Origin of the sequence: uncultured Thiocystis sp. (assembly GCF_903866365.1) — a bacterium.
In the GTDB taxonomy this organism is placed as follows: Bacteria; Pseudomonadota; Gammaproteobacteria; order Chromatiales; family Chromatiaceae; genus Chromatium.
The window spans coordinates 1-9,986 of sequence record NZ_CAIPNF010000293.1; the positions used below are offsets into that span (position 1 = coordinate 1).

Sequence of the window (9,986 nt, forward strand, 5' to 3'; positions counted from 1 at the left end):
GAGGAGGCGTTCATCGACGCCGATGCGAAAGACGATAACGGCGTCGAGTCGGCGTTCCTCGAAACCGTCGAGCGGGGACATGGCCGTCTCGAAACCCGTCGCGACCGGACCCTGGGTGATCTTTCCGGCGTGCCGCGCAGCGCCTTGTGGGAGGCGATGAACAGGATCGGCTTGGTCGAATCGCGCCGCGAGGTCGCCGGCAAGGTCTCGGTCGAGACCCGCTCTTTCATTGGCAGTATCGGCACGAGCGCCGCTCGCTTCGCCCACGCGGTCCGCGGTCACTGGGGCATCGAAAACGGGTTGCATGGGAACCTCGATCTCTCCTTTCGTGAGGATGAGTGCCGTGTCCGCGATCCGGTGGCACGCGAGAATCTCGCCGTCCTGCGTCACCTCGCTCTCTCGCGCCTCAAGAATGACGGCACCAAGCTCGGCATCCAGAACAAACGCTTGAAAGCCGGTTGGGACGAGTCCTACCTGTCGAAATTGCTCTTCGAGTCGCCTCAGAGGAAGGGCGACACTGACACATCGGTACCCGCTAATATTAGCAGCGCTTGATGCGATTGCCCTGGACGCCCAAGCGCGTGCTCAAGGCGCTCGATTGCCAGCGCTGGCAGGTGGAGCTGGATCGACGAAAGATCAACACCACGCTTGGCATGGAGCATCTGCGCTGCAAGAGCCCGGACATGGCCATCAAAGCGCTGTGGGTCTCTCTGCTGGCCGACAATCTCATCCGGTTGTTGATGGCCCAAGCCGCCCTGCTGGCCGATCAGATTCCCCGCCAGCTCAGCTTCAAGCACACGCTGCAGATTTGGATCGCCTGGCTGCCGCGCGCGGGCGTTGCCCACGAGGGGGTATGCCTCCATGCCCTGCTCGTCTTGATCGCCGAGCCACGCGTGGGGTGACGCTCGGGGCGCATTGAGCCACGGGCGCGCAAACGCCGACCGAAATCCTATCCGTTGCTGACCCAGCCACGTCAGGCGGCGAGAGCGGAGGTACGCAAGAATGGACATCCGAAAAAGTAGCACGGAACAGGCATCTGGCCGCTTACGATAACGCCATGTTTTATAATGGCTCAGGGCTTAAATCAGTGCCATTCAAGTCAGGACCTGGCATGTTTCAGATTGAGTGGTATCGCGTTAAAGGACTAAAACGCACGCACTATCTCAAGCGCGGCAAGGATCGCGATGGCAAAATTCGTCATGGCTATTCATTCAGAAGTTTTGGCCATCTCACGGACTGGGAGAAAGACTTGATTGATCGTCATGAACCGCGATTTGCGCAACTGCGCACGATTCAATCGCATCTCAGTCACATTCGAATGCGTTTCAGACTGATTGAGCAAGAAGTTCAAGCGCCGCTCAAAACAATGAAGTTTGCTGCATTGGACGATCCGAACGCGGCATGAGCGAGTGCCGTCATTGCCGCGCCGGGTCAGGGTGACCTCGACACGCGCGCCCTGAAGGACTGGTGCCGGTCCCGACTCGGCCGCCACGAGTTACCTCGGCGCATCGAACTCGTCGACGCCCTGCCGAAGAACGCCACCGGCAAGACCTCAAGCGCGAGCTGCGCCGCACGGGCGAGCACGAGCGCGGGGTGCCATCACGGGTGGCATCTGAATGTCGACGACGGTCACTGGCGTGTTCGGTTCGGTGGGCATTGCGTGGAATCCTGGCGGGCGAGCGATTGGGGCGGCTCCGGTGCTCAATCCTGAACACACAGGCGGCGCGTTTCAAGTCTCAGTGGGGCGGGAAGTGGGCGATCAGCCGCAGCCTCGTTCAAGGGCGCGCGTCACGTCGAGCCAGTGCCACGCATCCACGTCCCGCACCTGGAGATGCGCGATCAGCGGATGAAGTCAGCCAGGTGTGGGTCATTCTGCACTCGGGCAGCCGAGGCATCGGCAACGCCATCGGCACCTATTTCATCGAGCTGGCCCGGCGCGACATGGAACGCTGGTTTATCCAGCTCCCCGACCGCGATCTGGCCCATTTCCCGGAGGGCAGCGCGCACTTCGACGATTACGTCACCGCCGTCTCCTGGGCGCAAGCCGATGCCCGCGAGAACCGCGACCAGATGATGGCGTTGGTGCTGGCGGCGCTGGCCCGCCATCTCCCGGCCTTTGCGGTGATGACGGACGTGGTCAACTGCCATCACAACTATGTCGACCGCGAGCATCATGACGACGCGAATGTCTGGGTGACCCGCAAGGGCGCGATCCGAGCGCGGGCGGGTGATCTGGGTATCATCCCCGGCAGCATGGGCGCACGCAGCTACATCGTGCGTGGTCTGGGCAACCCGGACAGCTTTTGTTCCTGCCCACAGCGCCGGGCGGCGCATGAGCCGTACCGCCGCCGAGAAGCAGTTCACCGAGGCGGACCTCGCGGCGCAGACCGAGGGGCTGATCTGTCGCAAGGACAAGGGCGTACTCGACGAGATCCCTGGCGCCTACAAAGACATCGACCAGGTCATGGCCAACCAGGCGGATCTCGTCGAGGTGGTGCATACCTTCAAGCAGGTTGCGCGGCGACTCGATTCAATCGCTCCCGTTGCTGTTCGTAATCCGGCATCAGCTTGGACAATAGCGCCCAGAAGCGCGGCCCGTGATGAGGCTCTTTCAGGTGGCAAAGCTCGTGTTTGATGACGTAGTCGATACAGTCCTTCGGCGCTTGGATCAGCTCTACATTCAGGGTGATGGTCCCATCCATCGCACAACTACCCCAGCGTTTGAGCATCCGCTTGATCTTGAGCACCGGCCGCGCGATGCCTTCACGCGCCGCGCGGGCTTGGCAAACCTCAAGGCGTTCACCGAAAACGATTTCGGCACGATCGCGAAACCAGTCTTCGAGGCGTCGCTGAACCACGGTCGGCGTTGGTTCCAGACGGGTGGTGACGTGGAAATAACCACGCAAGCATTTCACGCTGTTCTCTGGTCCCTGCACCGCACGCAGCCGGTACTGGCGTCCCAGGTAACGATGGGTCTCGCCGTTGATATAGCGCCGAGGTGGTTGCTTGGGCAGATAGAGTCCAAGCTCGCGCCACTGGGCGCGGATCCAGGCGGCATGCTTGAGTACCTTGGCGCGGATGGTTTCGGGATCGGCGCCGAGCGGGGCGGCAACGCTCACACGTAGATCCGGATGCACTGAGATGGCGAGCGTCTTGCGCGCCCGATAGCTGATTTCATAATGGATCGCGGTGCGGCCCCAATGAACGCAGTCGCGTGTGGGCGTCTCCACTTCCGCGCCCGTGCTCACAGGTGCGCTCGCTTGCGGGCGATATCGAGACAGCGATCCATGATCCCGTCCATGTCGGCCGTCTCAAAGGTGAGGCCGGCCGTGTCGCGCAGCTCGAACAGATAGTCGTCGATGGCATCGGTCATCTGCTGTTGCACGTCCGCGTTATGGACCCAGTCGCGAATGCTGCGTGCCGCGATCAGATCCTCAATGGTCAGGGCGATGTCCACGGCGAGCTGGGTACGGGTGTCGGCGTCGCGTTGGGAATCGTGCTCCATCGCTTCGCCGACCACGCCAAAGAACGCCTGTGCGGTGCGCCGTCCGCGCAGCGCGGGCGGAATGGCCTCCTCTCGCCCCTGGATGATCGCCGCGTGATAGTCCTGCATCCGCTTGAGATACTCCAATTCGTCGATCCGCCCGGCGCGGTAGTCGTCGATGGCTTGTTGTACCAGGTCGACGAAGCGTTTGTAGAGTACCGGATCCTCATCCATCTTCTCGGTGACCGTTCGTTTCAAACGGCTGGCGATGGTGTCCGCCTTGGCGGCCTTGCCCTCGACCCGCGCGACCTCCGCTTGAAAGGCATCGACATTGAAGATGTCGACTTGCGGGGTGATGACGGTCATGTCCGGCGACTGGATGTGCGTGTCCATCAGCTTGCGTACCTGCTGCTCGTAGGCGCTGTCATCCAACGTTTCGGCATAGCGCTGTTGCACCGAGCGGCGCAGTTGGACGAAGAACTTGAGATCCCGCTTGTATTGCGCGATGCGCGCCTCCGGGGTCTGCTCGAAGAATGCCTCGCTGCCGAGTGCGACCGCCAGCGTCTTGAGATAGGCGCGCAATGCCGCGTAGAAGTCCGCTCGCACGTCCTCGGGGGCTAGATGGCGTTCCAGGGCCTCCTTATCCTGCTTGTTCCTGACGTCCTTGAAGACCGCCCAGAGGTCGGTGTGGAGCTGTGGGAGACGAGCGATCTCGACGCGGATATCGGTCAAGGCGCCGGTCAGATCGACGTCCTTGGGATCGAACTCCGCCAGCGTGTCATAGGTGCGCATGGCCTCGTTCAGCTTGCCGAGCACACCGCGATAGTCGATCAGCAGGCCAGCATCTTTCTCCTCGTAGAGCCGGTTGACGCGGGCGATGGCCTGGAGCAACGAATGCTCCTGGAGCGGCTTGTCGATATAGAGGACGCGATTGCGTGGTTCGTCGAAGCCGGTCAAGAGCCGGTCGATGACGATCAGGATCTCGACCCCGTCGGCCCGCGAGAAGGACGCCAGGGTGTCCTCGTTGTAATGCTTCTCCGATCCATGGCGGTCCATCATCGCTTGCCAGAATGCCTTGACCGACTGACTCTCGGCGCGCAGATCGGGCTTGGACATGATGACCGCGCTCTCCACCACGCCGAACTCCTCGAAGAACTGTTGGTAGCGGATAGCGCTCTCGCGCGAGTCGGCGGCCAGTTGGGCCTTGAAACCGGTACCCTGGATGTTCTTTTGGTAGTGCTCGCCGATGTCGTAGGCGATCATCTTCAACCGTTGCGCGGCGCGGGAAAGCTCGCCATCGCTGGCCATGCGCCGTTTCAGGTCGGCCGCCTGCGCTTTGTTCAAATCGCGCGTCACGCGCTCGAACCAGCGTTGCAGGGTGTCTGTCTGGAGTTCCAGCTCGGCTACGCGACCCTCGTACAGCAGCGGCACGACGGCGCCATCGGCCACGGCTTGGCGCATGGGATAGCTGTGGATGAAACCACCGAAGCGCTTGGCGGTGTTCTTTTCTTTCTTGGTCAGGGGCGTGCCGGTGAAGGCAATGTAGCAGCCGTTGGGGAAGACCTGGCGCATCAATGCTGCGGTCTCGTTGTAGTTGCTGCGGTGCCCTTCATCGACCAGCAGGAAAGTGTTGGGGTCCGGATCGCTCAGCTTGTAGCGTTGCGCCGCGGTCTCGAACTTGTCGATGACGGTCGTGATGACGGGGACCGAACCCGCCTGGATCAGCTCGGAGAGGTGCTGTCCGCTCTTGGCCCGCCTGGCGGTCTTACCGCACGCCTGGAAGGTGCCCCAGAGTTGCTTGTCGAGATCGATCCGGTCGGTCACCAGCAGGATGCGCACGTTCGCCAAGGCCGGATGCAAGGCTAACGCCTTGGCCAGCATCACCATGGTCAATGATTTGCCACTGCCGGTGGTGTGCCAGATAACACCCCCCAGGCGGCGGCCCTCGCGCAGCACGATGACCCGCCGCAGCGTCTCCCGCACCGCGAAGAATTGCTGGTAGCGCGCGACTTTGCGCACGCCCGCGTCGAACAGCACGTAGCCATAGGCATAATCCAGCAGCCGCGCCGGACGCAGCATGGCCCAGAGCACGCGGTCTTGCTCGGTCGGCAGGCGCTCGCCGCCGTCCAGCAGGGCGTTGAAATAGGGCAGCGCGGGATGTTCGCGGATGGTGTCTTTCGGACGTTCCAATCGGCCGCCCGGCGTCAGGAAACGCGCGCTGGCGTGGTGGCTCAAGGGGTGATTGGCGGCTTCCCGCGCCGCGGCCGTGTTCTCGTCCTGCTCACGCCAGTGCGACCAGAACTTCTCCGGGGTGCCGACGGTGCCGAACAGCACGTCATTGACCGAGGTCGCCAGGATCAACTGCGCATACTGGAACAGATGTGGGATCTGGTCGGGCTGCTGGTAGTCGATGAGCTGGCCGATCGCGACCTTGACCTGTGGCTTGCCGCCGACCTGATCCTGGTCGCGGCGTTTGCACTCGATCACGACGAAAGGGATGCCGTTGACGAACAGCACCAGATCAGGCCGCCGGGTCGCCTTCGAGCGACTGCGCTCCACCGCGAATTCATCGGTGACATGGAAGACATTGCGCTCCCAGTGCACCCAGTCGATGAAGCTCAGCGAGCGCCCCTTGCGCTCCCCCTGGATGGTCTCGTCGAGGCTCGTGCCGAGCGTCAGCAGGTTGTAGATCGTCTCGTTGGTGTGGATCAGCCCATCGAACGGGACCGTGGTCAGGCGGCGCAATGCCTCGTCGAGGCTGTAAGACGAGAACGGATAGGTGTTGCCGCGCGTCTCGAAGCGGGCGTGCGCTTCCAGCCAGGGCCGCAGGACGCCAGTCAAGACCACCTGATCGGGTCGGCCGCCGCGCAGCGCCAGGGCCTCATCCGGGGTGAGGTAGGTCCAGCCGAGAGACTCCAGCACCTGGATGGCGGGGATCTTGGAGTCGAGGTCTTCGAGGTAGGGGTTAGTTTCCATGAGCGTTTTCCTGTGCAATTCGATCCCATAGGTCATCAATCCTGCCGATCCAGCCACTGGTGGCCCTGGTCGGTCAGACGGTAGCGCTGCAAACGGCTATTGGGCTTGTCTGGAATCGTCATCTCGATCAGCCCATCGGCCAGGGCGGGCTGGAGATACCGCGCGCGAAACGACTTGCGGTCCCGCAGACTCAGAGCGGCTTGCAGGGTTTCGCGGGTCATTTCACCCTGGAGCGCCCGCAGCAGCGCGCCGACTTGGGGGCTGACTTGCGGCGCGACTTGGGGGCTGATGGTGGCTAGCGCCTCCGCGAGCATCTGAAGCATAAAGGCGATGAAAGGCGCGCAATCCGTCTGGTCGGTGCTGGCCTGCAACGCTTGGTAATACGCGCCCTGATGATCGAACACGAGGCTTTCCACCGGCAAGTCCGCGAACAGCGGATTCCAGTGCGCCAGGATCAGACTTTGCCACAACCGTCCCAGGCGACCATTGCCGTCGGCAAAGGGATGGATGAACTCGAATTCGTAGTGGAATACCGAACTGGCAATCAAGGGGTGGGCGTCGCTGCCTGCCAGCCAGGCGAACAGATCCGCCACCAAGTTGGGCACGCGGTGTGCCGGCGGTGCCATGTGAATCACCTGCGCCCCCGCCATGACGCCGACGCCGCTGCGCCGGTAGGTGCCGGCCTCGTCGATCAGGCCGGACATCAGGATCCGATGTGCCTCCAGCAAATCGGCTTCGCGCTCCGGATGCCAAGCGTCGAAGTGCTCGTAAGCGGTCAGGGCATTGCGCACCTCCTGGATCTCGCGCGGGGGAGCGATCACCCGTTTACCTTCCAGAATGGCCGTGATCTGGGCTTCGCTGAGCGTATTGCCCTCGATGGCCAGCGAGCTATGAATGGTGCGGACGCGGTTGACGCGCCGCAGCCGGAGCGCCCGAACCGGATCGGTGAGCAGGGTCAGTCGCCCGATGGCCTCGCTGATCCAGGCGGCCCGGTTCAGGATCTCCTGGGTGATGGTATAGGGCGGTCGATAGGTCGATTGTCCAGGCATCAGCGCCTGCCGCCCCAAAAAAATACCCGCCAGGTTTGCGCGTCACGTATCGGCGAGCCGGTACGGAGAGGCGTGGCGGGTCTGTTACCGGTAAGGATGCCGGTATGAGCGATGCTCTGCAATCGGTGCGGCCAATCGCCATGAGCCGTCGCGCGCATCACCGTGCCGGCGACTCGAACTTCCGCACGACAACCTGCACCAACCGGGTTGTTTGCTTGCTTGCGGTGCTTGGCGATATCCCGATGATCGGCCTCAATCCGCTTCAAGACCGCGATCTCGAAATACTGCTCGCCGCAATCGTCGCATTCGAGGCAGGGAACCTGCTCCACGACGAGCATCTCGCCATTCCGGTCATGGATGTAGCGGGTCGTCTTCGGTGTCAGGTGCGTATTGCCGCAGAAGCTGCATTGCTCGGCCATGATTCGTTGCCACCTCCTATGCTTGGACGACACGCAGACCCAAGTGCGCTTCGATAGGGTCGAAATCGCGATCCGCATGCAGCAACTCGAAGTCGTTGCGCAGGCAAAAGGTCGCGATCAGCATATCGATCGTTTTCCGAACCGTGATGCCCTTCGCCCGCAACGTCCGGTAATGACAGGCCGCGTCCAAGGCGACCTGTTGGCCAACCAACTCGCGATACTGGAAGCCGAGCAGCAATTCGCGCGTGGATTTCACGTCTTGATCCCGCCGAAAGCCTTGCAGAACCTCGCACAAGATCAGGTCGCCAACGACGATTCGGCTGCGCTCGACCTGATCGCGCAGAGACAAGGTCTGTGGAGTCGGCTGGCCGTTGAAATAGTCGATCCAGACCGAAGAATCGACCACCATCATTGATCCGTCCTCATCGCATCGAGCTCGCCATCCCAAGGCATTTGCCCAAAGGCGCGGGCAAGTGGATCATTGCGGCGGTGCTCGATCAGTTCCCGCAAGGCCACTTCGATGACCTCTTCAGCGCCTTGAAGGCCGGTCACGCGCAAGGCTTCGTTCATCAATCGATCATCAACGACAATCTGTGCTTGCATGGTGTCCTCTGGGGGGCGAGTGGTGGATGGGGTGGCGATTTCGCGATTACGCGGGTTCTTCAGGACAGGCTAAAGCCGCTTGAGAAACCGCTGGAAGGCAAACCCTGACCCTGCCGGTCAAAAGTTGCTGCATCAGGCCGCGTTTTTGGGTTTTGAGGGCGGCGAGCTGGGCGCGGAGGAGTGAAAGCTCGCGGTCCAGGCTACGGAGAAAAGTGCTTATTCGGACTTGCTCAGGTAATGGCGGGATGACGTATCGCAGCGATGCCAGGTCATCGTAATAGATCCGCACCCGGACGCTGCCATTGCCCGCTGCCTGCATGGAGTGATCCCAGCGGTGCGTGTGCCGCAGATAGTCGAAGTAATCCGCGTCCAGCTCACCCGCCTTGCAGTTGAACACCACATAGTCCGGGCTCACCAGACAAGGTTCGTCGCCGGGCCACTTGCACAGCGAGCCGACATTGATTCGCATCGGGTTGTAGGCGAAGGCGCGTGGCTCGACAACCATGTAGCGGTCCAGAACCCCGGCAATCGTCTGCGCGCGCATGGGGATCATGCCGGCCGAATTGGTGACCGCGCGCACCGATTCTCGGCCAAGACGCCCGCTGTTGCGGTCCAGGGATTCGGTCGTGACCGCTCCAAGATGGACCTCCCGCCACGGCTCCGAAAATCTCGGAAACCGCCGCTTGCCGGTCAGCAGTTCCTGCATCAGTCCCTTGCGCTGCTTCAGCTTGGCAGCGATCAGGCGTTCAGTGATAGAGAGGGCGCGGTCCCAATAATCGATTGCTTCCGTTATCTTTTGCTGTTCAGCGATTGATTTCGGAACTGGAATTGGCAGTCCAGCGAATCGTTCAACGCCAAGATGGGCTATCGAAGTAGTGCGCGAGGCGATTGCAGAAAATTTGCCCGTGTGGTGGCAATACTGGAAAACTTTCAGGGCAAAGTTGCCATCGATGTGATGCCCCGGCCGAAATCTGATCAAGGTGTTCTGATAGCAGCAATCAGGCGGTTTGCCTTTATACATTGCTGGCCTTCCAACCAGTTCAAGGCTTTGGCCTTCGTTAAGCAGTATGTCACCAGTGCGCAGGCGAAAACGGAGATGCTCAGCATCCGTGAAAGGCATTTCAAGCACATCGGATGTGTCGATGTAGCCATCGAAGACATTGGCTACTCGCAAATACTGCCGCAGTTTGCCTTTAGCCTTTGGCGAACGCTGACGTCCCCCTTGGATTTGACCAAACTCGGATATTGGTTTCTTTTCCCAGTCCTTTGGTATCACAACCCCAACTCCCGCAACGCCGCCGCCATCTCCCCGCGCACCTGCACCAATTCGGCCTCGATCCCGGCGATCTCCTGTTGCACCGCGCCGATGTCGACCGCCTCTTCCTCCTCGAAGGTATCGACATAGCGCGGAATGTTCAGGTTGTAATCGTTCGCGGCGATCTCTTCGCGGCTGGC

12 protein-coding genes and 1 pseudogene are annotated in these 9,986 nt (G+C 61.5%); 5 read left to right on the forward strand and 8 right to left on the reverse strand.

Annotation, left to right across the window (positions count from 1 at the left end):
* The 5 genes and pseudogenes from QZY07_RS16700 to QZY07_RS16720 all read left to right on the forward strand — a co-directional run.
* A partial coding sequence (locus QZY07_RS16700; RefSeq protein WP_295405185.1) for an ISAs1 family transposase occupies window positions 1-555 on the forward strand: 555 nt, incomplete at its 5' end.
* Window positions 555-902: a hypothetical protein gene (locus QZY07_RS16705; protein ID WP_295405187.1), complete on the forward strand. Its 348-nt coding sequence runs from the start codon at window positions 555-557 to the stop codon at window positions 900-902. The genes QZY07_RS16700 and QZY07_RS16705, both read left to right, overlap by 1 nt.
* A gap of 209 nt (window positions 903-1,111) precedes the next feature.
* Window positions 1,112-1,405 carry a conjugative transfer protein MobI(A/C) gene (gene mobI / locus QZY07_RS16710; RefSeq protein WP_295405190.1) on the forward strand — a complete coding sequence of 98 codons (294 nt, stop codon included), beginning with the start codon at window positions 1,112-1,114 and terminating at the stop codon, window positions 1,403-1,405.
* 51 nt (window positions 1,406-1,456) lie between these two features.
* Complete coding sequence (locus QZY07_RS16715; protein ID WP_295405215.1) at window positions 1,457-1,711, forward strand: hypothetical protein; 255 nt, start codon at window positions 1,457-1,459, stop codon at window positions 1,709-1,711.
* A 149-nt stretch (window positions 1,712-1,860) separates the two neighbouring features.
* Window positions 1,861-2,458, forward strand: a pseudogene (locus QZY07_RS16720) (RtcB family protein); the annotation flags it as partial.
* A gap of 46 nt (window positions 2,459-2,504) precedes the next feature.
* On the opposite strand, the gene QZY07_RS16725 reads toward QZY07_RS16720, so the two are convergent.
* The 8 genes from QZY07_RS16725 to QZY07_RS16760 all read right to left on the reverse strand — a co-directional run.
* Window positions 2,505-3,248 (reverse strand): SprT family zinc-dependent metalloprotease, encoded by a 744-nt coding sequence (locus tag QZY07_RS16725; RefSeq protein WP_363184384.1) that lies wholly within the window; start codon window positions 3,246-3,248, stop codon window positions 2,505-2,507.
* Window positions 3,245-6,460, reverse strand: a complete 3,216-nt coding sequence (locus tag QZY07_RS16730) for an HsdR family type I site-specific deoxyribonuclease (protein ID WP_295405194.1) — start codon at window positions 6,458-6,460, stop codon at window positions 3,245-3,247. Before QZY07_RS16730 ends, QZY07_RS16725 begins: the two co-directional genes overlap by 4 nt.
* A 35-nt stretch (window positions 6,461-6,495) precedes the next feature.
* On the reverse strand, window positions 6,496-7,509 hold the full coding sequence (locus tag QZY07_RS16735) for a Fic family protein (protein WP_295405198.1): 1,014 nt from the start codon (window positions 7,507-7,509) through the stop codon (window positions 6,496-6,498).
* Window positions 7,509-7,928, reverse strand: a complete 420-nt coding sequence (locus QZY07_RS16740) for a type II toxin-antitoxin system MqsA family antitoxin (protein ID WP_295405201.1) — start codon at window positions 7,926-7,928, stop codon at window positions 7,509-7,511. The genes QZY07_RS16735 and QZY07_RS16740 overlap by 1 nt, the downstream gene beginning before the upstream one ends.
* 16 nt (window positions 7,929-7,944) lie before the next feature.
* Window positions 7,945-8,337, reverse strand: a complete 393-nt coding sequence (locus tag QZY07_RS16745; protein ID WP_295405204.1) for a PIN domain nuclease — start codon at window positions 8,335-8,337, stop codon at window positions 7,945-7,947.
* Window positions 8,337-8,531 (reverse strand): type II toxin-antitoxin system VapB family antitoxin, encoded by a 195-nt coding sequence (locus QZY07_RS16750; protein WP_295405207.1) that lies wholly within the window; start codon window positions 8,529-8,531, stop codon window positions 8,337-8,339. The genes QZY07_RS16745 and QZY07_RS16750 overlap by 1 nt, the downstream gene beginning before the upstream one ends.
* Before the next feature lie 46 nt (window positions 8,532-8,577).
* On the reverse strand, window positions 8,578-9,807 hold the full coding sequence (locus tag QZY07_RS16755) for a restriction endonuclease subunit S (RefSeq protein WP_295405209.1): 1,230 nt from the start codon (window positions 9,805-9,807) through the stop codon (window positions 8,578-8,580).
* The coding region (locus QZY07_RS16760; protein WP_295405212.1) for an N-6 DNA methylase at window positions 9,804-9,986 on the reverse strand (183 nt) is incomplete at its 5' end. The genes QZY07_RS16760 and QZY07_RS16755, both read right to left, overlap by 4 nt.